General features: G+C 71.4%; 14 protein-coding genes. 8 read left to right on the top strand and 6 right to left on the bottom strand.

What is annotated here, in order from left to right:
* Positions 1-12 precede the first annotated feature (12 nt).
* The 4 genes from IE226_RS17885 (at position 13) to IE226_RS17870 (ending at position 6418) form a co-directional block, all read left to right on the top strand.
* Positions 13-2751 carry a CHAT domain-containing protein gene (locus IE226_RS17885; protein ID WP_190082269.1) on the top strand — a complete coding sequence of 913 codons (2739 nt, stop codon included), beginning with the start codon at positions 13-15 and terminating at the stop codon, positions 2749-2751.
* A gap of 61 nt (positions 2752-2812) precedes the next feature.
* Positions 2813-3568 carry an NUDIX hydrolase gene (locus tag IE226_RS17880; RefSeq protein WP_190082268.1) on the top strand — a complete coding sequence of 252 codons (756 nt, stop codon included), beginning with the start codon at positions 2813-2815 and terminating at the stop codon, positions 3566-3568.
* Between the two features lie 260 nt (positions 3569-3828).
* A complete protein-coding gene (rsgA, locus tag IE226_RS17875) occupies positions 3829-4929 on the top strand; it encodes a ribosome small subunit-dependent GTPase A (RefSeq protein ID WP_190082267.1) in 1101 nt (366 codons plus the stop codon).
* A gap of 121 nt (positions 4930-5050) precedes the next feature.
* Positions 5051-6418 carry a DNA-3-methyladenine glycosylase 2 family protein gene (locus IE226_RS17870; protein WP_190082474.1) on the top strand — a complete coding sequence of 456 codons (1368 nt, stop codon included), beginning with the start codon at positions 5051-5053 and terminating at the stop codon, positions 6416-6418.
* A 111-nt stretch (positions 6419-6529) separates the two neighbouring features.
* Here IE226_RS17870 and IE226_RS17865 read toward each other — a convergent pair whose 3' ends face one another.
* The 3 genes from IE226_RS17865 to IE226_RS17855 form a co-directional block, all read right to left on the bottom strand.
* Positions 6530-6898: a PPOX class F420-dependent oxidoreductase gene (locus IE226_RS17865; RefSeq protein WP_190082266.1), complete on the bottom strand. Its 369-nt coding sequence runs from the start codon at positions 6896-6898 to the stop codon at positions 6530-6532.
* 284 nt (positions 6899-7182) lie between these two features.
* A complete protein-coding gene (locus tag IE226_RS17860) occupies positions 7183-7665 on the bottom strand; it encodes a DUF456 domain-containing protein (protein WP_190082265.1) in 483 nt (160 codons plus the stop codon).
* Positions 7666-7736: 71 nt separating this feature from the next.
* Entirely contained in the window at positions 7737-8720 is a 984-nt protein-coding gene (locus IE226_RS17855) for a helix-turn-helix transcriptional regulator (RefSeq protein ID WP_190082264.1), read from the bottom strand.
* Between the two features lie 204 nt (positions 8721-8924).
* Here IE226_RS17855 and IE226_RS17850 point away from each other — a divergent pair, with 204 nt between their 5' ends.
* From IE226_RS17850 to IE226_RS17840, 3 genes are all read left to right on the top strand, one after another.
* Positions 8925-12680 (top strand): S8 family peptidase, encoded by a 3756-nt coding sequence (locus IE226_RS17850; protein WP_190082263.1) that lies wholly within the window; start codon positions 8925-8927, stop codon positions 12678-12680.
* A 129-nt stretch (positions 12681-12809) separates the two neighbouring features.
* Complete coding sequence (locus tag IE226_RS17845; RefSeq protein WP_190082262.1) at positions 12810-14726, top strand: protein phosphatase 2C domain-containing protein; 1917 nt, start codon at positions 12810-12812, stop codon at positions 14724-14726.
* 63 nt (positions 14727-14789) lie between these two features.
* Positions 14790-16532: a pyruvate dehydrogenase gene (locus IE226_RS17840; RefSeq protein WP_190082261.1), complete on the top strand. Its 1743-nt coding sequence runs from the start codon at positions 14790-14792 to the stop codon at positions 16530-16532.
* Between the two features lie 16 nt (positions 16533-16548).
* Here IE226_RS17840 and IE226_RS17835 read toward each other — a convergent pair whose 3' ends face one another.
* A complete protein-coding gene (locus IE226_RS17835; RefSeq protein WP_190082260.1) occupies positions 16549-19605 on the bottom strand; it encodes an alpha-mannosidase in 3057 nt (1018 codons plus the stop codon).
* A gap of 217 nt (positions 19606-19822) precedes the next feature.
* Here IE226_RS17835 and IE226_RS17830 point away from each other — a divergent pair, with 217 nt between their 5' ends.
* Positions 19823-20305, top strand: coding sequence for an ATP-binding protein (locus IE226_RS17830; RefSeq protein WP_190082259.1), 483 nt, complete (start codon positions 19823-19825; stop codon positions 20303-20305).
* 39 nt (positions 20306-20344) lie between these two features.
* On the opposite strand, the gene IE226_RS17825 is transcribed toward IE226_RS17830, so the two are convergent.
* Both IE226_RS17825 and IE226_RS17820 read right to left on the bottom strand, forming a co-directional pair.
* Positions 20345-21403 (bottom strand): DUF2637 domain-containing protein, encoded by a 1059-nt coding sequence (locus tag IE226_RS17825; RefSeq protein WP_190082258.1) that lies wholly within the window; start codon positions 21401-21403, stop codon positions 20345-20347.
* A gap of 232 nt (positions 21404-21635) precedes the next feature.
* Complete coding sequence (locus IE226_RS17820; protein ID WP_190082257.1) at positions 21636-22487, bottom strand: (2Fe-2S)-binding protein; 852 nt, start codon at positions 22485-22487, stop codon at positions 21636-21638.
* Between the last annotated feature and the right edge of the window lie 2 nt (positions 22488-22489).

Genomic DNA, 22489 nt, shown 5'->3' with positions numbered 1-22489 from the left:
GGAGTTCGCCGCATGCCCCAGGCCGACGGACATCGTCCGCAGGACCCGAGCTCCGTGATCAGGACCTTTGTGGAGGCCCTGGACGTCGAGGACCTGATCATGAGGTTCGAGATCGACTTCGACGTCCCGATGCGCCAGGCGGATGCCACCGGAATGCTGCGCCTGGCCCGAGCGCACATCAAGGACCCGGCGGCGGGCGTCCGGGGCATCGCTCGTCGGGTCGGCGCACACTGGTGCGAGATCGTCCAGGCAGACGTCGGCTACGAGTTGCTCTCGGCGCTGCGACTGATCGAGGCATCACAGCCGGACGCCGAACGGCTGTCGGCGTTACTGGCCGACGGTGCCGCGGACCCTGATGACGCCGATGACGTCTTCCCCGCCTACGCCCTCGCCCGCTGGTACGACGGAGCCGGCCGGATCCGATACCGCCTGGGCAGTTACACCGCCTCCCGCCGTGCCTTCGGAACCGCCGTGGAGGTGGCCGAGCGGGCCCGGCTGTGGTGGGCGCTGCCCGACCTGCTCAGCAATTACACCCGGGCCGAGTTCGAGGAGCGCGGCCAGGTGGCGCGGGAGAGGGACTCGGAAGAGGACGTACGCAGGGACGTCGACGCGTTCGTCCACTCGCTGCAGCAGATGCACGACAGGATTCTCGAGCAGGCGACCGAACGGGGAGTCGACGTCGAGGCCGTCCTGGACGAGGGCATGCCCCTGAGGCACCGGGAGTTCCTGCGCGGCTACTCCAACAGTCTGCACAACCTCGCCATCGCCCTGCGGCAGGCCGGGGACAGAGAGCGTTCGCTGCGGGTCACCGCCCGCTCCAAAGCCATCTCCGAGGGCTTGCACGACATGTACCGCACGGCACAGTCGCTGTTGAACGAGGCGTTCTGCCGCGACCGTCCCGAAGAGCGGCTCGAGGCCCTGCGTGAGTTGGTGCACGGCCGGACGGAGTTCGAGGGGCCGGGGTGGGAGCGGGGCAGGCGTATCGCCCGCCAGAACCTTGCCCGGCTCGGCGGAGGCCGCGAAGGCCTGGCCGATCTGGGGCGGCTGCTGGACGAACTGGAGGACGACGCGGCCGGTGCCGGCCGCCGAGCCGGCCTCGACGTCGACTTCTACGCCTTCACCGTGCGCTACTACCGGGAGACGGCTGCCGCCCTTCCCGCGGCCGATCGTCCGCGGGACGTCCTGGACCGCCGGCTGAAGATGGCGGAGTCGGTACGGGAAGCGATCGCCCTCCCCGTGTACAAACGCGCCTATGCCAATCATGTGAGGCCCGCGTACCTGCGGGCCATCGGTACGCAGATAGCACGGGGCGGCCACCGGCAGGAGGACCTGGAGAAGATCGTGTCTCTGGTGGAGGAGTCATCGGGCCGGGAGCTTCTGGACCTGCTCGCATCCTCCCGCCCGCCGGTTCTCGGCCGCCCCGCCCACCCGCTGCCCATGGCGACGGACGGAACGCAGGCACAGGGAGGCTTCCTTGACGGTCGTCGCATGCCCCTGCGGGCACAGCCCCCCGCCGAGGCGGAGAAGGCGAGGGAGCGTCGTGAACTGCTCGTCGAGCGGGAGCAGCAGTACGAGGACCACTTCCTCCACCATCCGCTGACATCGGCGACACATGACGAGGACATCGCCCATCAGTTGGTGCAGTACACCCTCAACCATCAGGGCTCGTGTGTCGTTCGGTACTTCCGCTTCGGCACGTCGGACGTGCCCCTGGACGGCGAGGAGACGCCCGAGCCCGACTCGCTCGGCATCATGGTCTGCCGCGACGGGGTGCTGACGCTGCTGCCCTCTGTTCCTTACGCGGACGTGGCCGATCTCGCCCGCAAGGTCTTCGAGGATCTAGGCGACCGGGAGTTCCCGGTTCCCGGGGAAGAGACCTGTCGGCGCATCTGGAACCTGCTGATCAGGCCTGTGTGGAAGCACATCAACCGGGGCGGGGCGCCGACTCATCTCACTCTGATTCCGACCGACGACATCTTCGCGATCCCGCTGCATGTCGCCACCGAACCACAGGACGACCGGCCGCTCGCCGCCCGGGTTCCGCTGTCGCACTCGGTGAGCGTGGCCGCCTTCGTCACCCGTGGCCGCCATCTGCTCAAGAAGCAGTTGATGGAGGACGACGACGACCTCGCCGCACTGCTGTCCACCGATGCACGGGCGACAGGCCGCGAGGTCGTCGATGCCGGCTGGCCCGCAACGCATGTCCATGTGGCGGGTGAAGTCCCCGAGGCACTCGTGGGCAAGGTCGAGAGTGCCTTCGCTGCCGACTGGGACGGACTGGAGCAACTGGTCGCGGTGAAGCCGGAGTTCTTCCTGTACGCCGGCCACGGGGTGTACGTGGACGAGCCCGGGGTTTCCGGCCCGCTGATCCACCTGGGAGAGACGGACATGCTGTCGCAGTTCGACCTCGCTCTGCGCGTCAGCCTGCCGAGGAACAAGCTCACCGTGCTGGGAGCCTGTCTGGCCGGGCAGGGCATGGGGTCCGACGGCGGCGACGTCCTCGGGTTCATGCGTTCCTTGATCATCAGTGGGGCCGGTGCCATCGGCGTGCCGCTGTGGTCCGTGCGCGACACGGCGCTGGCGGCGACGGTGAGTGCCCTGCTCCGCGAGAGCAGAGCGGCACTGGGCTCCTCGTCCACCGGTGTCTTCGACGTGGTCCAGGCATTGCACGACCATTACCGGGAGAGCATGGAGACGTACACGTCGGTGGAGGCCCGGGTCGACCGTCTCCCCATCGCTCTGTACCTGTGACCGACGTGCGTTCGTCCCCCGCAACAGCGGCCACGACGTGGCGCGCAGACAAGGGGGAGCCATGAACGCGCACGACCGAGCCGCCAGGAAGCAGGCGGCACTCACGGACTACGACGCGCTGCGTGAGCATCGCCCGGAGCTCTTCGAGAACCCGTCCGGCGCGGCTTTCGAAATCCTCCTCGACCGAGCCGACCAGGAACAGGCGTCCGGCGAAGCGTCACGGGCGGCCGTCGCGGCCGGACTGCCCGAGAGCGTCGGAGACATCGGCGTCGTTTATCGCGACCCCTACTTCTGTCTGGTGCGTGACGCCGTACGGTTCGCGAACCGCGGGGACCGCCGGCTGGGAACGTATATCCGCATCGTGCCTGTGTCCGTGTCGGGGGGAGCCGCTGTGCTTCCCGTGCTCGCCGATGGACGCGTCGTTCTGCTGCATCACTTCCGCCATGCCGATCGGTCCTGGCACTGGGAAATCCCCCGCGGATTCGGCGACCCCGGGGAGGACGGTGCCGGTACGGCCGCCCGGGAAGTCCGGGAAGAGCTGGGCGCCCATGTCGCGGACTTCACGTATCTCGGCGCCGTCTCTCCCGATACCGGGCTACGTGCCGGCGCGGACCACCTGTACCTCGCCCGTATCGGAGCTGCCCAGTTGACGGACAGACCCGCCCGGGATGCCAGGGCGGAGGGGATCGACGCGTACCAGGCCGTACCGCAGGAAGAACTCCGCGCGATGGTCGCGGACCGGCGCATCACCGACGCATTCACCCTGTCCGCATACGCGCTGGCCACCGCCCAGGGGTTGCTGGAAGTCGGTCCGTAATTGAATGGCGTCACGTCCGGAGTGTCTCTAAGGTTGGCGTCGTACGGCAGCGGCCCCATAAGGCGGCCGCGGGTGACTCGGTCTGATGTGCTCCGGGAGGTGTGAACGATGGCTGTCGTTGAGATGGGCGCTGCCCGCATCCGGAAGTTCATCAAGTCCACCTCCGTGGCCTCCGGCTGACCTCTCCTTCTTCCCGCGCTGACGCGCGGTCGCCGGGGCCGCCCCTTGTGAAGGGTCACCCCTTGTCTTCCTCTGCATCCATGCAGGCTTTCTCCTCTTCGTTCTCGCACCCCCTCGCGGCCTACGGCTGGGACGAGGAGCGGGAAAGCGAGTTCATCCCGTACGCGGAGCGGGGTCTGCTGCCCGGTCGTGTGCTGCGTGTCGACCGCGGGCAGTGCGACCTCGTCACTCCCGAGGGCGTCATCCGCGCCGACACCGAGTTCGTCGTTCCGCACGACCCCATGAAGGTCGTGTGCACGGGGGACTGGGCCGCCGTCGACCCCGACGGCGGCGATCCGCGCTATGTGCGTACGCTCCTGCCGCGCCGTACCGCGTTCGTGCGCTCCACCTCCTCCAAGCGGTCCGAGGGGCAGATCCTCGCGGCCAACGTCGACCACGCGATCATCGCGGTCTCGCTCGCCGTCGAGCTCGACCTCGGCCGGATCGAACGGTTTCTGGCGCTGGCCTGGGAGTCCGGGGCACAGCCGCTGGTCGTCCTCACCAAGGCCGACCTGGTCCCGGACGCCACGGGCCTGTCCTACCTCGTCGAGGACGTGGAGACGACGGCCCCCGGCGTCCAGGTGCTCCCGGTCAGCGCCGCCACCGGGGAAGGCGTCGACGTCCTGTGCGCCGTCGTCGCCGGTGGTACGTCCGTCCTGCTCGGCCAGTCCGGGGCAGGCAAGTCGACGCTGGCCAACGCCCTGGTCGGCGAGGACGTCCAGCACGTCAACGCGGCCCGTGACGTGGACGGCAAGGGCCGCCACACCACGACGACCCGCAACCTCCTCGTCCTCCCCGCGGGTGGCGTGCTCATCGATACGCCGGGGCTGCGCGGAGTCGGTCTGTACGACGCGGAGGCGGGCGTCGGCCAGGTCTTCTCCGAGATCGAGGAGCTGTCGGCCGACTGCCGCTTCCACGACTGCGCCCACACCGCCGAGCCCGGCTGTGCGGTACTCGCGGCCGTGGAGGACGGCACGCTCCCGGACCGCCGCCTGGAGAGCTACCGCAAGCTGATCCGCGAGAACCAGCGCATCGTCGCCAAGACGGACGCCAGGCTCCGGGCGGACATGCGCCGCGAGTGGAAGCTGCGGGGGGCGCAGGGCAAGGCCGCCATGGAGGCCAAGCGCGGCCGGTTCCGCTAGGGGCCACGCGACGTTGCGGGGTGCTCTGGTGCTCTGGTGCTCTGGTGCTCTGGCGCCCCGCAACGTCGTGTCCGAATTCCGCCAGCCGCAGCGCCGGCAAAGCCGCACACTGGGAAACGTGATCGATGAAGAGACCGGATACGAGGCAGTGCGCAGCCGCGACGCGCGCTTCGACGGAGAGTTCTTCTTCGCCGTCGAGACCACCGGCATCTACTGCCGGCCCAGCTGCCCCGCCGTCACCCCCAAGCGCCAGAACGTCCGCTACTACGCCACCGCGGCAGCCGCCCAGGGCTCCGGATTCCGGGCCTGCCGACGCTGCCGCCCGGACGCCGTGCCGGGGTCCGCGGAGTGGAACGTACGCGCGGACGTCGTCGGCCGCGCCATGCGCATGATCGGTGACGGCGTCGTCGACCGAGAGGGCGTCCCCGGCCTCGCCGCGCGGCTCGGCTACAGCTCCCGGCAGGTGCAGCGGCAGCTCACCGCCGAGCTGGGCGCGGGGCCCGTCGCTCTCGCGCGGGCCCAACGCGCCCACACCGCGCGGGTGTTGCTCCAGACCACGGGTCTGCCGATCACGGAGATCGCGTTCGCGGCGGGGTTCGCCAGCGTGCGGCAGTTCAACGACACGATCCGCGCGGTGTACGCCCTGACGCCCAGCGCGCTGCGGGCCGCAGCGCCGCGCGGCGGGAGCGCGGGGCGGGCCACCCCCGCGGCCGGGGTGCCGCTGCGGCTCGCCTACCGCGGGGCCTACCAGGCCGGCGCCGTCTTCGACCTGCTCGCCGAGGAGGCCGTCGACGGGGTCGAGCAGGTGAGCGGGGAGCGGGGCGGGCGGACGTACCGGCGTACGCTGCGGCTGCCGTACGGGACGGGGATCGTGGCCGTCGAGGAGAGCGACCACGGGGTCGGCGGCTGGCTGGACGCCCGGCTCCACCTCACCGACCTTCGCGACCTCACGACCGCCGTGCAGAGGTTGCGGCGGCTCTTCGACCTCGACGCGGATCCGTACGCCGTGGACGAGCGGCTCGGCGCCGATCCACGCCTCGCCCCGCTGGTCGCGGCACGGCCCGGCCTGCGGTCGCCGGGGGCGGCCGATCCCGACGAGTTCGCGGTGCGGGCGTTGGTGGGGCGGGGGGAGGCTGCCTCGCTGGTGGAGCGGTACGGCAAGGCGCTGGACGCGCCGTGCGGGACGCTGACCCATGTGTTCCCCGAGCCCGGCGCACTCGCCGGGGAGCCGGGGCCCTTGGGGGAACTGGCCGCCGCGCTTGCCGACGGGCGGGTCCGGCTCGACGCGGGGGCGGACCGGGAGGATGCGGGGGCGGGGCTCCTGGCTCTGGCGGGGGTGGACGCGGGGGTGGTGGCGGCTGTTCGGATGCGGGCGCTGGGGGACCCGGACGTGGGGTTGCCCGGGCTGGATGTGCCGGAGGGGTGGCGGCCTTGGCGGTCGTACGGGGTGCGGCATGTGCTGACATCTCTCAGCCCGTCCGGCGATTGAGGACGAACTCGGCGGAGCCGGTGATGACGGTACGCACAAGGCCCTCGCGCCGGCGACCCGCGGCGCAGCCGCAATCAGATACAGCCGGGAAGGGTTGGGGTCGGGGAATGCCTACTGCTCCAGCCCCCAGCTATGGATCCGCCGGGGATGGATCCGGATCAGTTCCTCGCTGAAGTGAGGGCCCAACTCATGCGGTCCCGTGAGGAGTTCCGCCTCGCCCCGGATGTCGACGCCCCGCACCTTCCACGGCCGCTCGCTCACGATGTCGTCCACGACCAGCGACACCTTCGGGTTCTTCTGGAGATTGCGCCACTTCTTGGTGGTCCCCAGCGCATACCCGCCGATCAGAATCGTCCCGTCGTCCTGCGGAAAGAACCCCACGGGATTCGCCTGCGGCTGTCCCGCCGCGTCGACGCTGGCCATCCGCCCCAGCCGCTGGGACTTGAGGTACGCCCGCTCGGCCTCGCTGAATTCGGTCATGACGCGAGCCTAAGCCGCGTGCAGCCCCCACCGCGGTGCCCCCTCGTGCGGTTCGACCGGCACGATCCGCAGATCCGGCCGATCGCCCCCGCCCGCCCCGCACCGCGCTGAGCAGGAACGCCCCCTGTGTACGGACGCCGTGCACCGTGGGGTTGCGGCATTCCGGCAAGGAGGCGCGAGAGATCCGATGGGGGCACATGTACGCGAACGACGCCTGAGTACGCGTAACAGCACCCCGTGTCGCGAGAGATTCGATGTCGCAGCCCCCGTACGCGACCAGGGCCTCACCCCCAGATCACGGCCCCCAGCCACGCCCCCACGATCAGCAGGCACGCGAACAGTTCCGTCAGGACGCTCCAGCCGCCCGCCCGCATGGCCGTCCGCGTCGCCGTCGCCGCCTCCCCGTGCCCGCCGAGCCGCAGCCGCTCCGCCAGGTAGATCCCTCCGATGAACCCCGGGAGTGACCCGATCACCGGCACCACGCAGAACCCCACAAGCGCCCCGGCCCCCGCGTACACGGCCGTCCGGCGCGTGGCGCCGCTCTCCCGGAGGCGTCGCGGGGGCAGCAGCCAGCGGACGCCCTGGGCCGCGAGGAGTACGACGGACGCGCCGACCAGGACCCACCAGGACACCGGCTCCGGGTCCTGCAGCGCCCACCACAGCACCGCGGCCCACACCAGCCACGGTCCCGGCACGCCGGGCACAAGCACTCCGCCGATCCCGAGCAGCAGCACCACTCCGACCAGCAGGAGTTCCCAGGCTCCCATCTGTCAAGGGTGCCGGAACCGGAGCAGAACCGCAGGTCGCGCGTCGGCCCTGCCCGTCCCCGGCGGCCGGGTCAGCGTGCCACCCAGCCCCGCTCGTACGCATGCCAGCCCAGTTGCAGCCGCGTCGTCACGCCCGTCAGTTCCATCAGGCGCTTGACCCGGCGCTGCACCGTCCGCAGGCCCAGATCGAGCTGTTTGGCCACGCTCGCGTCCGTCAGGCCGGCGAGCAGCAGCGAGAGGATCTCCAGGTCGGCGCCGTCGGGCCCGTCGGGGGCGTCCTCGGTGACCGTACGGCCGCTCTCGCCGAGCCGCAGCGGCAGCGCGTCGCGCCAGACCGCCTCGAAGAGCCCGGAGAGGGATTCGAGCAGGCCGCTCGCGTGCACCACGAGTGCGGCGGGCTCCGCCCTGCGCGAGGTCAGCGGCACCATCGCCAGCGAGCCGTCGGCGATCACCAGCTTCGTCGGGACGCGGTCCACGACGCGTACCTGTTCGTTGCGGCCGATCGCCGTCGCCAGTTCCAGGAGGCCCGTGGGGAGCGCGAGCACGGAGCGTTCGACCACCACGCGGTAGCTGACGCCGCGGCCCGCGGCCTGTTCCTCCGCGTCGTTCTCCATGCCGGTGATCGCCACGGGATTGCCGGTCACCAGGGCGCACACCTCGGTGCTCGCGCCCAGTTGCAACTGGAGGAAGCGCTGCGACACCGCGCCCGCGCCCGTGACCACCTCGACCAGATCGTGCACGGCGGGCTCCGCGGCCTGCGCGCGGTACTCCTCGGCGAGCAGCTTCGCCGCAAGCTCGGCCTTGTCCAGCTCGTGCCGCTGCTGGGTCAGGAGCGCGCCGAGCGCGACACCCGGCGGAGCCGCCACCCACCGGCCCGCCTTGCCGGACGCCTGTGCCGCGAGTCCGGCCAGCTCCAGGCGGCGCAGCGCGCGCACCGTCTCCGGCTCGCCGAGCGAGAGGCGCCGCGCGAGGTCGGGTACGTCGGCGGCGCCCACCGCGACCAGCGCGCGGTACGCCGATTCGTGCGTCTCGTCCAGACCTATCGCGGCCAGCATGCGGCGACGTCCCTCCCCAGAATGCGTTCCGGCGGCGCCCTGGCGGAAAAGAGCCACGGCGTAAACCCGCCCGGGGACATCATCCCCGCACCCCCCGCCTCTCTGCCAAGGTGACGCCACCGCAGCACCAACGGCAGCCGGAATCAGTGCCTTTGGTCCCTTTTCGGCTGTGGTTCCGCATGCCCGTCAACCTTGGGGAGAGCGATGCGCCCGATATCGCGTACGGCTTTGGGGGCGGCGTCCGCCGTCGTCCTCGCCGTCACCGCGGCCGTCCCGTCCGTGGCCGAGCCACGCACGGCCGCGGCGGACACGAGCCGGCCGGTGGGGAGCGGGCCACGCGGCGACGGAAGCTCCGTCGTCACCCTCGTCACCGGCGACCGCGTCCTGGTGTCGTCCGACGGCAAGGGCCGCGCGGGCGCGAGCGCTCTGCCCGCCGCCGACGGCACGGTGCCGCTCATCCAGACCAGGCAGTCCGGCAAGGACCTGTACGTCTACCCCGAGGGCGCCGTCCACGCGATCGCCGCGGGCGCGGTCGACGAGGAGCTCTTCAACGTCACCGGGCTCGTCCGCCAGGGCTATGACGACGCGCACGCCGAGGAGCTGCCGCTGATCGCCGTGTACGACAAGTCCGTCGACGTCGCGCGCTCGGTGCCCGCCACTCCGCGCGGCGCCGAGCGCGGGCCCGTCCTCGAACCGGTCGACGGCGTCGCGCTGAAGGCCGACAAGAAGAAGGCCGCCGACTTCTGGGCCGACGTCACGTCGCGGAAGTCCCGCGCTGCGTCGACCGGCCTGAAGAAGCTCTGGCTGGACGCCAAGGTCAAGGCCACCCTGGAACGGTCGACGAAGCAGGTGCACGCCCCCGGGGCCTGGGCCGCGGGCTACGACGGCAAGGGCACCAAGGTCGCCGTCCTCGACACCGGCGCCGACACCGAGCACCCCGACCTGAAGGGCCGCGTCGGCGCGACGAAGAACTTCACCGACTCGCCGGACGGCGAGGACCGCCAGGGCCACGGCACCCACACCACCTCCACGGTCGGCGGCTCCGGCGCGGCGAGCGACGGCAAGAAGAAGGGCGTCGCACCCGGCGCCGAGCTGCTGCACGGGAAGGTCCTGAACGACAGCGGCTCCGGGGCCACTTCGTGGATCATCGCGGGCATGCAGTGGGCCGTCGACGAGAAGGCCGACGTCGTCTCCATGAGCCTCGGCAACCCAGCCCGGACCGACTGCACGGACCCGATGAGCACGGCGACGGAAGAACTCGCGCGGTCGAGCGAGGACACCCTTTTCGTACTCGCCGCGGGCAACACGGGCCCGAGCCTCAACTCCGTGTCCTCGCCCGGCTGCGTGCCCGGCGTCCTGACCGTCGGCGCCGTGGACTGCGACGACTCGACGGCCTCCTTCTCCAGCCGGGGGCCCGCGTACGGCTCGCACACCCTCAAGCCGGAGATCGCCGCTCCCGGCGTCGAGATCTCGGCCGCCGCCGCGGGCGGCAGGGGCGTCTACGCGTACCAGTCCATGAGTGGTACGTCGATGGCGACCCCGCATGTCGCGGGCGCCGCCGCCCTGGTCAAGCAGCGCCACCCCGACTGGAGCGCGCAACAGATCAAGTCGGCCCTCGTGTCGTCGGCCGACAGCGGCATCCCCGGCGATGTGACCGAGACGGGCGGCGGGCGGCTCGACGTGAAGGCGGCCGTCGACCAGAAGGTGCTCGGCTCGCCCGCGGTGCAGGGCGGCAGCTTCGGCTGGCCCCAGGACAACTCCGACCGCACCACGGTCGACATCCCCTACACCAACACCACCGACAAGACAGTGGAGTTGAAGCTGTCCGTTCAGGGCGTCACCGGCAACGACGGCTCGGCCGTGCGCTCCGGCATCGCCGCCCTCGGCGCCCGCACCGTGAAGGTCCCCGCCGGAGCCACGGTCAAGATCCCGCTCAAGCTCGACCCCGACGCCGACCTCAAGCGCGCCCAGTACGGCGACGTGACCGGCCGCGTCCTTGCGAAGGCAGCCGGCGTCGCGGTCTCCACGCCCTTCTCCCTCTACGTGCAGCCCGAGACCGTCAGCCTCCGCGTGAAGCTCGTGGACCGCGAGGGGAAGCCCGCGGACGGACCCTCGTCCGTCGACTTGATCGGCACCGACGACGCGAGCGGTGAGCGGCGCTTCAACGAGGGCGCGAACGACCAGACGTACCAAGTCCGCCCCGGCGCCTACTTCCTGACCGGCTTCATCGCGACCCCGGACGCGGACGGCGGCACACTGACCGACTCGCTCACGCACATGGCCCGGCCTCAGATCGAGGTCAAGCAGGACATGACCGTCACGCTCGACGCCCGCAAGGCACACCGTGTCTCCGTCAGGACGGACAAGGAGTCCGAGGTGCGCGGCGCCACCCTCGGCTTCGCCCGCACCTGGGGCACCGACAACTGGCTGCACGCGGGCACCGCGGCCGGACCGCGCTCCATCCGCGGCTTCTACCAGTCCGTGGAGGGCAAGGCCACCGAAGGCACCTTCGAGTCCGGCAGCTACTGGCGCGCGGCGGCGCCCCTGCTCTCCGAACTCGCCGTGGTGGGCGGCAAGTCACTGCACGCCGTGACCGCATCCACCGGCTCGGCCAACCTCGACGGCACGGGCAAGGCGACGCTCGTGGACGCCAAGTCCGGTACGCCGCAGGAGCTTGAGGCCGCCGGGGTCAAGGGCAGGATCGCCCTCGTCGAGGTGCCGGACAGCGGTGCCGCCTCGGCCGTCGCGGCGAACGCGAAGGCGGCGGGCGCGCTCGCGGTCATCGCCCACCGCGCGGCGCCGGGCCGCTGGTACCCCTCGGCCGGCCTCAGCGGCTCCCCGCTCCCGGTCCTCGGCCTGCAAACGACCGAGGCGGCCTCGCTCCTCGCACAACTGGCGGACGGGAAAGTCGAGTTGAAGTGGCAGGGAACGGCCAAGAGCCCCTACGTCTACAACCTCGCCTTCCCCGAGACCGGCCAGATCCGCGACGACCGCACCTACCGGGTACGGGACAAGGACCTCGCCGCGAACGAGGCGACGTACCGGGCCATGGGCACGGCCACGGACTACGTCGACCTGCCCTCGGCCGTCCGCCCCTCGGGACTTGAGGTGTACTTCGCCGACATCGAGTCGGTCCCGGCCCCCGGCAAGCGCACCGAGTACTACTCGGCGGGCACGACCGGCTGGGGCCACCAGGTGTCCAGCAGCTTCCCGTTCGGCGAGTTCATGATCGACCCGGTGCGGACGTACGAGAAGGGGGAGCGGCGCAGCGAGAAGTGGTACGGGGGAGTGCTGACCCCCGCGGCGCCGCGTGACGCGCGGGGCGCGCTCGCCCTCGCCGGAGAGCGGCAGGGCAATCTGATCGGCGTCGCGCCCGGATTCTGGGGCGACGGCGAACACGCGGGCATCCAGGGCGGGTTCGGCGACATCGGCAGCGTCCGGCTGGAGCGGAACGGCGAGGTCGTGGGCGAGTCCGGCTGGCCGTCCGGCGTGTTCTCGGTACCGGCAGAGGACTCCGCGTACGAACTCACCCTGAACACCCGGAAGATCGGCTCGAAGGTCTGGAGCCGGTCCACCGGGACGCAGACCACGTGGGCGTTCCGCTCGCACCTCGACGAGGAGGCGTACTCGCAGGGCATCCCGATGCTGTTCCCGCGCTACGAGCTGCCCGAGGACGGCATGAAGACCCTGGCCGCGAAGGACGGCCGGCGGATCGGGCTCACCGCGACCGGGCACGCGGGCTACAAGCCCGGCGCGCTCAAGTCGGCGTCCCTGTCCTACTCGTACGACGAGGGCAAGACCTGGACCGGGGCCGAGATGTCCGTCTCCAAGGGGAAGTGGACGGCCACCGTGCATCATGCGGGCGCTTCGGGGAAGCAGGTCTGGCTCAGGGCCGAACTGAAGGATGCGAACGGAAGTTCCGTCACTCAGACGGTATCTCGCGCCTACGACGTGCGATAAACACACAGACACCGCCGGGCGGTCCTCCCGTGGGGGGTGGGCCCGCCCGGCGGCCCTCATCACCCTTCCGGCGGTCAAAAATTCCGGATGCACCGTTTTCGTGCGCCCTCCGCGGTGGACAATAGGGGCATGAGCCAGCAGGGGGAGAGGCACGACGGGGCCTCCGGCCAGGAGGACGACTGGTGGGGTCAGCTGTACGACGACTCCGCTCATGACACGGGGCCGGCCGAAGCGGCCGACAGCCTCGACGACAGGTTCGCGTCGGCGGTTTCCGCGGCGGCGGGCGAGGACGTGGCCGATCCCTCTCCGGCGGGCGAGCACGCGGGCGAGTACGCGGGCGAACAAGCGAGAGGGCCTGCGGGAGGAACCGTCCCGCGCCCCGGCCGCTTCCCCGCCCCGGAGCCGCCGCCCCCGGACCTCCGGGACCGGCGGGACACGCCGGGCGCCACCCGGGGCCTCTCCGCGCGGACGCCGGACCCCGCGGCTGCGGAGGGTTCGTCCGTCCGCGACGCCGGACCCGCGCGGGAAGAGCCCTTCACGGCGCGCGAGCCACTGCCGCCGCCCGGACCGGCACCGGCGTACCGGCCTCCGCCCGCTCCTCCTCGGGAGCCCTCCGCCGAGCCCCCGCCGAGCGAGCCATCGGCACCGGCACCGGCGCTTTCCGGCCAGGCATCGCCGCACCAGCCTCCGCCCGCCGCCCCCCGGAAGCCCTACGCCGAACCCCCGCCGAGCGAGCCGGCGCCGCCGGCAGCGGCGCCTCCCGCCCCTGTACGCCCGCCCGCCGCCCCCTGGGAGCCCCCGGCCGCGCCCGCCGGACCGGTCACCTTCCCGGCGGAGCCCCCCAAGCCTCCCGGCGACCCGAGCCGCACGACCGCCGTCCCCGCGCCCCGCGTACCCGAGGAATCCGCGGTCCCGGATTCCCGGACAGCCGTTCCGGCGGCGGCCCCCCAGACACCCGCCCCGGCGGCCCCCCGGCCACCCGTCCGGCCGGAACCGGAGCCGATTGTCCCGGAGCCCACTGTCCCGGAGCCCACTGTCCCGGAGCCCACTGTCACGCCAGTACCCGTGGACGCCGTCCCGTACGTGGGCGACGGACCGCCCACCTATGACGCCGAGCCCACGGTCCTGCCCGCCGCGGACCCCGACGACCTCGCCGGTCTGGTCGCCGACACCGTGCTCGACGGAGCCAGGTACGGCCACTCCACCCTGCGGGCCGTCTCCGTGCGCGGGGACTCCGCCCGGTACCGGGGCGAGCCCCGGCGCGACTCGCTGCTCACCGCGCGCTTCGGGACGGGCGACGGCGCACTCGTCCTGGTCGCCATGGCCACCGGCGCGCGGGCCACGCCGGGTGCCCACCGCGCCGCCGCCGAGGCCTGCGCCTGGATCGGGCGGGCCGTGGGCCGCAGCCACCAGCGGCTGTCCGAGGACATCCGGGCCGCCCGGCGCGGCGACCTCAAGAGCGGCCTGCACCGGCTCACGGACCGCAGCCTCGGCAAGCTCCGCGCGCACGCCGTCGACCTGGGCATCGAGCCCGAGGAGTACGCGGCGTCCCTGCGCTGTCTGCTCCTGCCGGCCGACCCGGAGTGCCGCACCCGCGTCTTCTTCGGGGTCGGCAGCGGCGGGCTCTTCCGGCTGCGGGACGGTGCCTGGCAGGACATCGAGCCGCACGTCAGCGACTCCGCGAACGACGTCGGGCCGCCCGTCGTGGGGTTCGGTTCCGTGCCGCCCCAGACGCCCGAGGGCGACCGGCTCACCATGGACATGGGGATCATCACGCCCCCGAGTCCGTACGAACCCGCCCCCGAACCCCCGCCGCGCGAACCCTTCCGCTTCCGGGCCTCAGTAGCCCGCCCGGGTGATGCCCTGCTGCTGTGCAGCGGCGGCCTCGCCGAGCCCCTGAGCGGCGAGCCCGAGTTGGCCGCCCACCTCACGCAGCGGTGGTCGAAGAGCGGTCCGCCGGGCCTCGCGGCCTTCCTCGCGGACATCCAGGTGAGGGTGAAGGGGTACGCGGACGACCGAACGGCAGCCGCCGTTTGGGAGGCGTGAGCGCCCTCACTGTGAATTCATGGACCCCAAGAGAAGCAAGGGGACTGAAGGGTTCGTGAAGCCATGGCCAAGCAGAACGTCGCCGAACAGTTCGTCGACATCCTCGTCCGCGCCGGTGTGCGCCGTATGTACGGAGTCGTGGGCGACAGCCTCAATCCGGTCGTGGACGCGATCAGGCGCACCAAGGGCATCGACTGGGTGCAGGTCAGGCACGAGGAGACCGCGGCCTTCGCGGCCGGTGCCGAGGCGCAGATCACCGGCAGCCTCGCCGTCTGCGCCGGTTCCTGCGGCCCGGGCAACCTCCACCTGATCAACGGCCTCTACGACGCCCACCGCTCCATGGCACCCGTCCTCGCCCTCGCCTCGCACATCCCGTCGAGCGAGATCGGCCTCTCCTTCTTCCAGGAGACCCACCCCGACCGCCTCTTCCAGGAGTGCAGTCACTACAGCGAGATGATCTCCAGCCCGAAGCAGATGCCGCGGCTGCTCCAGACCGCCATCCAGCACGCGATCGGCCAGTCAGGCGTCAGCGTCGTCACCCTGCCCGGAGACATCGCCGACGAGCCCGCCCCGGACAAGTCGGCCGAAACCGCCCTCGTCACCTCGCGCCCCACCGTGCGCCCCGGCGACGCGGAGATCGACAAGCTCGCCGCGATGATTGACGAGGCCGACCGGGTCACCCTCTTCTGCGGCAGCGGCACGGCGGGCGCACACGCCGAGGTCATGGAGTTCGCCGAGAAGATCAAGTCACCGGTGGGCCACGCCCTGCGCGGCAAGGAATGGATCCAGTACGACAACCCGTACGACGTCGGCATGAGCGGACTGCTCGGCTACGGCGCCGCGTACGAGGCGACCCACGAGTGCGACCTGCTCATCCTGCTCGGCACCGACTTCCCGTACAACGCCTTCCTGCCCGACGACGTCAAGATCGCCCAGGTCGACGTGCGTCCCGAGCACCTCGGCCGCCGCTCCCGCCTCGACCTCGCCGTCTGGGGCGACGTACGCGAGACCCTGCGCTGTCTCACCCCGCGCGTCACGCCCAAGACCAGTCGCAAGTTCCTCGACAAGATGCTGAAGAAGCACGCGGACGCGCTCGAAGGCGTCGTCAAGGCCTATACGCGCAAGGTCGACAAGCACATCCCGATCCACCCCGAGTACGTGGCGTCCGTGGTCGACGAACTCGCCGCCGACGACGCGGTGTTCACCGTCGACACGGGCATGTGCAACGTCTGGGCGGCCCGCTACATCTCCCCGAACGGCAAGCGTCGCATCATCGGCTCCTTCAGCCACGGCTCGATGGCCAACGCCCTGCCGCAGGCGATCGGCGCCCAGTTCACCGACCGGAAGCGCCAGGTCGTCTCGATGTCGGGCGACGGCGGGTTCTCCATGCTGATGGGCGACTTCCTCACCCTCGTCCAGTACGACCTGCCGGTGAAGGTCGTGCTCTTCAACAACTCGGCGCTCGGAATGGTCGAGTTGGAGATGCTGGTGGCCGGGCTCCCTTCGTTCGGCACGGCCAACCACAACCCCGACTTCGCCGCCGTGGCCCGCGCCGCCGGTGCCTACGGCGTGCGCGTCGAGAAGCCCAAGCAGCTCGCGGGCGCCCTGAAGGACGCCTTTGCGCACAAGGGCCCCGCCCTCGTCGACATCGTCACGGACCCGAACGCCCTCTCCATCCCGCCCAAGATCAGCTCCGAGATGGTGACCGGCTTCGCGCTCTCCGCCAGCAAGATCGTCCTGGACGGCGGGGTCGGCCGCATGCTCCAGATGGCACGCTCCAACCTGCGGAACGTGCCACGCCCCTGACCGCCGCCCGGGCTGCTCAGGCCGGCCGCAGCCGGAGCGTCAGGATCTGGAACGGACGCAGCGCGAGCACGACGCCGTCGCCGTCGGTGTGCGCCGCCTCCAGCGGGCGCTCCAGGAGATCGGTCACCTCGGCCGTGGTCACCGCGAACGACGTGGTGAGCGCGGCCGCGGCGCGCCCGCCCCGCGACTCGTAGAGCCGCACCACCACATCGCCGCTCCCGTCGTCCGCGAGCTTCACCGACTCCACGGTCACCGCCGGATTGTCGACGCTCACCAGGGAGGGCAGTACGGGCGCGTCGGCCACCCGCAGCGGCAGGTTCAGGGCGAGCCCCTCCGCGACCGCGTCGCCCGTCGTCGCGCCGGGCAGCAGCGCGTACGTGAACTTGTGCACGCCCAGGTCCGTCTCCGGGTCAGGACTGTGCGGCGCACGGAGGAGCGTGAGGCGCACGGTCGTGCCGAGTCCGTCGCCGTGCGGCGTACGCGTCACGTCATGGCCGTACGTCGAGTCGTTGAGCACCGCCACGCCGTACGCCTCCTCGGCGACCCGCAGCCACCGGTGCGCGCAGATCTCGAAACGGGCCGCGTCCCAGCCGGTGTTGGCGTGCGTGGAGCGGTGCACGTGCCCGAACTGGATCTCGGCCGCGGAGCGTTCGGCGTGCACGTCCAGCGGGAAGGCGGCCTTGAGCACCTTCTCCGACTCGCGCCAGTCGACCTCCGTGACGACGTCGAGGCGGCGGCTGCCGGCCGCGAGGCGGATCTCCTGGGTGATCCGCGAGTTGCCGAAGGCCCGCACCACACGGACGGCTACGCGCAGCGGCCCGTCCTCGACCAGCTCCACGGACTCGGCGGCCGTGAGGTCGGTGTGGGTGTTGCGGTAGTGCTTGTCGAGGTCCCACGCGTCGTAGTGCGTGGGGTGGTCGGGGTGCAGCTGGAGGAGGTTGCCGCGCGAGCCGGGGGAGAGGACCTCGCGGTGCGCGTCGTTGTCGTGCACGGAGGTCAGGAGCCCGTCCGCGTCGACGGACACGCGCAGATGCTCGTTCAGCAACTGGATCTCGCCGTCGGCGAGCAGCGCGGTCGCCCCGGTCTCCCGCGTGTACGAGGCGGCCTCGTCGAGTGCCTTGCTGCCCAGGGCCGGGACATTGACGTGCACCAGGGTGCCCTCGTCGGTCGTGACGACCTCGCTGCGCGCGTACGGCGACGCGTTCAGGGCGGTGGGCCCGCCGGGGCCGAGCGAGCGGACCGCCGACGCGGTGATCTCATCCAGCTCGGCGAGCACGCGCGCGTACGTGTCGCGGGCCTCGCGGTGCACCCAGGCGATCGACGAGCCCGGCAGGATGTCGTGGAACTGGTGCAGGAGCACGGTCTTCCACAGCCGGTCGAGGGTCTCGTAGGGGTAGACGTAGGCGGGATCGCGAACCGCTGCGGCGGTGCACCACAACTCGGCCTCGCGCAGGCCGTGTTCGGTGCGGCGGTTGCCGCGCTTGGTGGCCGCCTGCGAGGTGTACGTGGCGCGGTGCAGCTCCAGATACAGCTCGCCGGACCAGACGGGAGCCTGCGCCCCGTACTCCTCCTCGGCGGCGGCGAAGAACTTCGAGGGCTTGACGATCTCGACCCGCGGCGAACCCTCCAGGGACCGCAGCCGCCGTGCCTTCTCCAGCATCTCGCGGGTGGGTCCGCCACCGCCGTCGCCCCAGCCGAACGGCACGAGGGAGTGGGACGCGCGGCCCTTCTCGGTGAAGTTCCGCTCCGCGTGGGCCAGTTCGGCACCGTGGAACTGGGAGTTGTACGTGTCCACCGGGGGGAAGTGCGTGAAGACGCGGGTGCCGTCGATGCCCTCCCACCAGAAGGTGTGGTGCGGCATCTTGTTGGACTGGTTCCAGCTCAGCTTCTGGGTGAGGAACCAGCGGATGCCCGCGAGCTTCGCCAGCTGCGGGAACGCCGCCGTGTAGCCGAAGGAGTCCGGCAGCCAGATCTCCTCGGTCTCCACCCCCAGCTCCTCGCGGAAGAACCGCATGCCGTGCGTGATCTGCCGCGCGAGCGCCTCGCCGCCCGGCATGTTGGCGTCCGACTCGACCCACATGGAGCCCACCGGCGACCAGTTGCCGTCCGCGACGGCCTTCTTGATCCGCTCCCAGATATGCGGCTGGTGCTCCTTGACCCAGGCGTACTGCTGGGCCTGTGAACAGGCGAAGACCAGCTCGGGATAGTCCTTTGCAAGAGCCGTCACATTGGCAAAGGTGCGCGAAGCCTTGCGCACCGTCTCGCGCAGCGGCCACAGCCATGCCGAGTCGATGTGGGCGTGTCCGGTGGCCGACACCCGGTGCGCGCTGGCGTGTGCGGGGCTCGCGAGGACCTCCGTGAGCTCGGCGCGGGCCGCTGCCGCCGTGCCCGACACGTCGTGCAGATCGAGCGCGTCGAGCGCTCGCTCCAGGGCGCGCAGGATCTCGTGGCGCCGCGGACGGGCGGCGTCCAGTTCGTACATGAGCTCGGAGAGGACCTCGATGTCCAGTGTCAACTGCCAAACGTCCTCGTCCAGTACGGCGACGTCGGCAGACGCGAATCGGTAGATGGGGCCATCACCCGCGGTCAGTACGTCGCCCAGGGGGGTCGGTTCGAAATCGTGCAGAACGGTCGGGTTGGCGGCAGCCTCCAGGAGGAGGTGCACCGGTTCGCCGCCCCGCGCGGCAGTTGCCACGGGGATGTGCCGGTTGCGGGGGTGAATGCCCTTGATGGGGACGCCGGACGCGTCGTACACCAGACCCTCGGCCTGGAAGCCGGGTCCCTCGCCGGTGAAGCCGGGGTCGACGACCACCTCGACGTGGCGCCCGCGCCAGGAGTCGGGCACCTGACCGCGCAGCCGGAACCAACTGGTTGACCAGGGTTTTCCCCAAGCGGTGCCCGCCTCGAAGGGCTCGTACGAGGCGGCCAGGGCCTCGGCGACGGGGACGGGTTCGCCCGGCGCGTGCCAGACGGAGAGGGCGAGCGGCACACGGTCCGCGTACTGGGCGGGGCGGATGAACTGCCGCAGGGCGCGCTCCAGGCGTCCCTCCACCAGCAGTCGATCGTCGTGCACGGCGGCTCCTCGGAGTGCTCGGGGGGACCCGGTGTGGCTCGGCGGGACCCGGTCGGGATCAAGCGGAAACGGTCCACCGGCTTCACTTCCCCGCCCGGCCCGGGCGCACCCGCCTCAATCGTTGAGCAATGGACATGAGTGCCGCCAACCGGGTGGGGCATGCATCCCGTGAGCGTGTTCGAGCAAGGAGGAATTATCTCGTTTGTGGGCGGGGGTCATGACAAGGCAAGTAAGAGGGGGCGGTCCCATCCATCTGGGGACCTCTTCGCCGAAAGCAAGGGACGAGCCGACCGACAGCAAGCCGGGCGAGCTCCATCGGGCTCAGCTCCGGCGCAGATTGGGGCGATCCGACCTGCGGGCGGTCCCCGAAGTCAGGGGCGCTCTGCGTGAACTTCTCGGGGCCTGGGGGAGGCCCGGAAAATCCGAGATAGCCGAGTTGCTGACCAGCGAACTGGTGACGAACGCACTGGTGCACACCGATCGTGACGCCATTCTGACGGCGACCGTGCGGCCGGGCAGGCTGCGGGTCGAGGTCAGGGACTTCGTCGGGCGCCGGCCGAAGCTCACCGCGGTGAACGCCGAGGACAGCACGCACGGCCGGGGCCTGATGCTCGTGCAGTCGCTCTCCGACGCATGGGGCGTGCGGGCACACGGCGTCGGGAAGGTGGTGTGGTTCGAACTGGACGGCGGCCCGGCCTGAACCGGACCGCCGACCGTTACCCGTCCTGCGCTGCTGACATCAGCCGAACTGTTGCTCCAGATCCTTGAGCTTCTGCTCGAGGGAGTCGAGCCGCGGCAGCGTCTGGGTGTCGTCCTCGGCGGTGAGGTCGACGGTGACGGGTTCAGCGCCGTTCTTCACGGCCTGGAGGGAGGGACGGGAGCGCAGCGGCAACTGTTCCGGCGTGGCTATGGCAGGGTCCGCGGTGACTTGCGCGGACCCCGCCGCCGGGGCGACGGACGGCAGGTCGACCTGCCGCGCACCGCCGCGCATCGGGAGGCCGCGATGGCCTCTGCTGATCGCCTTCAGCTGTGCACGCTCCAGCTTCTCCCGGTCGCGCCTGTTGGTCCGGTTGCGCTCCTTCTCGCGCCGGTCCTCGCGGACCTCCTCGACCGCCTCGTCCAGGCTGCGTACGCCTTCGAGGAGCATCAGCGACCAGGCGCCGAAGGTCTCCCGCGGTGCGCGAAGCCACCGCACGATCCGGATCTGCGGCAACGGCCGTGGCACCAGACCCTGTTCCCGCAGCGCCGCACGGCGGGTCTGCTTCAGGGCGCGGTCGAAGAGCACCGCGGCCGAGAGCGACATTCCGGCGAAGAACTGCGGGGCGCCCGCGTGGCCGAGACCCCTGGGCGCGTGCACCCAGTTGAACCAGGCCGCCGCCCCGGCGAACGTCCAGACCAGGAGGCGCGAACCGAGGGCCGCGTCACCATGGCTGGCCTCGCGCACGGCGAGCACGGAGCAGAACATCGCCGCGCCGTCGAGCCCGAACGGGACCAGGTACTCCCAGCCGCCGGTGAGGTTGAGGTTCTGCCGGCCGAAGCCGACCAGGCCGTGGAAGGAGAGTGCGGCGGCGACCGCCGCACAGCAGAACAGCAGAACGTACGAGGCCGATCCGTAGATGGCTTCCTTGCGCCTGCGGCGCTCCTCGCTGCGTTCCCAGGAGTCGTCGCTGGTGGCACCGCCGGCCGCTTTCTGGCCTGCGCGCTTGCCGCGTGCGAGTACCGCCACCGCCGCCAGCATGCCCAGGAGCAGGACGCAGCCCGGAAGCAGCCAGTCCAGCGATATGTCGGTCAGTCTCATCTGGGGTCCCTTGCGTCGCGGTAGGGCGTTCGGGCGCCATAGTGACCCAATCCCGATGGCCCTCAGAGGGGTTTCGGGGCAAGAGAACGCGTAGGGGGGTGCAAAGGGGTGTGGCGCGCGCCGTTTTGCTCGAACTCAGGCCACGGTGATGGGAGTTGAGTTCGATTAAACGGACACGAAAGGGTGGTTCAGGAAGGAGGCGTTGTGGTTTCGGTCCGGCGGGAGGCCGCCGTCAGGCCGCCGCGGCGGCGCTCAGCCGCTCGATGCGGTCCGCGTCACAGGTGCGCGGGCACGTCACGCAGGTGTCCTCGGGGCGCAGCGTGTAGAACATGCAGCAGCTCGCGCGATCCCGCGTCGGCAGGGACTCGCCGTTCGGACCCGTCAGCTCACGGAACCCCGCCGTGCCCACGTACGGCTTGGTGGCGCCGGGGAGCAGCCGCTCCAGATCGGCCGTGGCGCGCTCCTCCTCGCCGAGGAGGTGCGCGATGTACCAGAGGCCCTCGACGATCTCGTCCGTGGCGAGGCTCCACAGGGCGCGCGAGCGGCGCCGCATCCGGGGCCCGAAGGCGTCAAGGAGCGGTCCCAGGTGCTCGGCGACCGCGTCACGGACCTCCGCGCGCAGCGCCTCCTCGTCCGCCACGACGTGCGCGCCCGGCAGGGAGGCGGCCGGGTCGTCGGGCAGGCAGGCGAAGCCCGTGCTGCGGACGGCGAGACGGCCGAGGGTGCGTTCGTAGGAGACGTTCTCCACGGGGAAGCGGGGGACCCTGCGCAGCAGGAACCACGGCACGGTGAAGAGCAGGGTGGCCGGCCAGGCGTAGCGGTGCAGGGCGAAGCTGGCGATGACGTCCGGGCGGCCCGCCTGTCCGTAGTCCTTCTGCACCTGCGCCTCGTCCCACGCGAGGAACGCGTCGAGGTCGGCCCCGCCCTCCGCGAGCCGGGCGGCGGTGACCCAGCCGCCGCCCCGTGGGGCCTGCTCGCCGTCGCCGAGCTCACTCACGCGCAGTCCGGGGAACACCTCGGCGAGGCGGGCATAGGCGTCCGCGAGGGCGCTGGGGGCGCGCTTGGCCAGGGTGGGGACGGACATGA

This window comes from Streptomyces longisporoflavus, assembly GCF_014649775.1.
GTDB lineage: Bacteria > Actinomycetota > Actinomycetes > Streptomycetales > Streptomycetaceae > Streptomyces > Streptomyces longisporoflavus.
The sequence above is the reverse complement of the archived record's forward strand: the minus strand, read 5'-3'. Positions and strand labels throughout refer to the sequence as shown.

Coding starts and splice junctions, on each gene's coding strand:
- IE226_RS17885 (WP_190082269.1), top strand. CDS start 13: ATGCCCCAGGCCGACGGACATCGTCCGCAGGACCCGAGCTCCGTGATC.
- IE226_RS17880 (WP_190082268.1), top strand. CDS start 2,813: ATGAACGCGCACGACCGAGCCGCCAGGAAGCAGGCGGCACTCACGGAC.
- rsgA (WP_190082267.1), top strand. CDS start 3,829: ATGCAGGCTTTCTCCTCTTCGTTCTCGCACCCCCTCGCGGCCTACGGC.
- IE226_RS17865 (WP_190082266.1), bottom strand. CDS start 6,898: ATGACCGAATTCAGCGAGGCCGAGCGGGCGTACCTCAAGTCCCAGCGG.
- IE226_RS17860 (WP_190082265.1), bottom strand. CDS start 7,665: ATGGGAGCCTGGGAACTCCTGCTGGTCGGAGTGGTGCTGCTGCTCGGG.
- IE226_RS17855 (WP_190082264.1), bottom strand. CDS start 8,720: ATGCTGGCCGCGATAGGTCTGGACGAGACGCACGAATCGGCGTACCGC.
- IE226_RS17850 (WP_190082263.1), top strand. CDS start 8,925: ATGCGCCCGATATCGCGTACGGCTTTGGGGGCGGCGTCCGCCGTCGTC.
- IE226_RS17845 (WP_190082262.1), top strand. CDS start 12,810: ATGAGCCAGCAGGGGGAGAGGCACGACGGGGCCTCCGGCCAGGAGGAC.
- IE226_RS17840 (WP_190082261.1), top strand. CDS start 14,790: ATGGCCAAGCAGAACGTCGCCGAACAGTTCGTCGACATCCTCGTCCGC.
- IE226_RS17830 (WP_190082259.1), top strand. CDS start 19,823: ATGACAAGGCAAGTAAGAGGGGGCGGTCCCATCCATCTGGGGACCTCT.
- IE226_RS17825 (WP_190082258.1), bottom strand. CDS start 21,403: ATGAGACTGACCGACATATCGCTGGACTGGCTGCTTCCGGGCTGCGTC.
- IE226_RS17820 (WP_190082257.1), bottom strand. CDS start 22,487: ATGTCCGTCCCCACCCTGGCCAAGCGCGCCCCCAGCGCCCTCGCGGAC.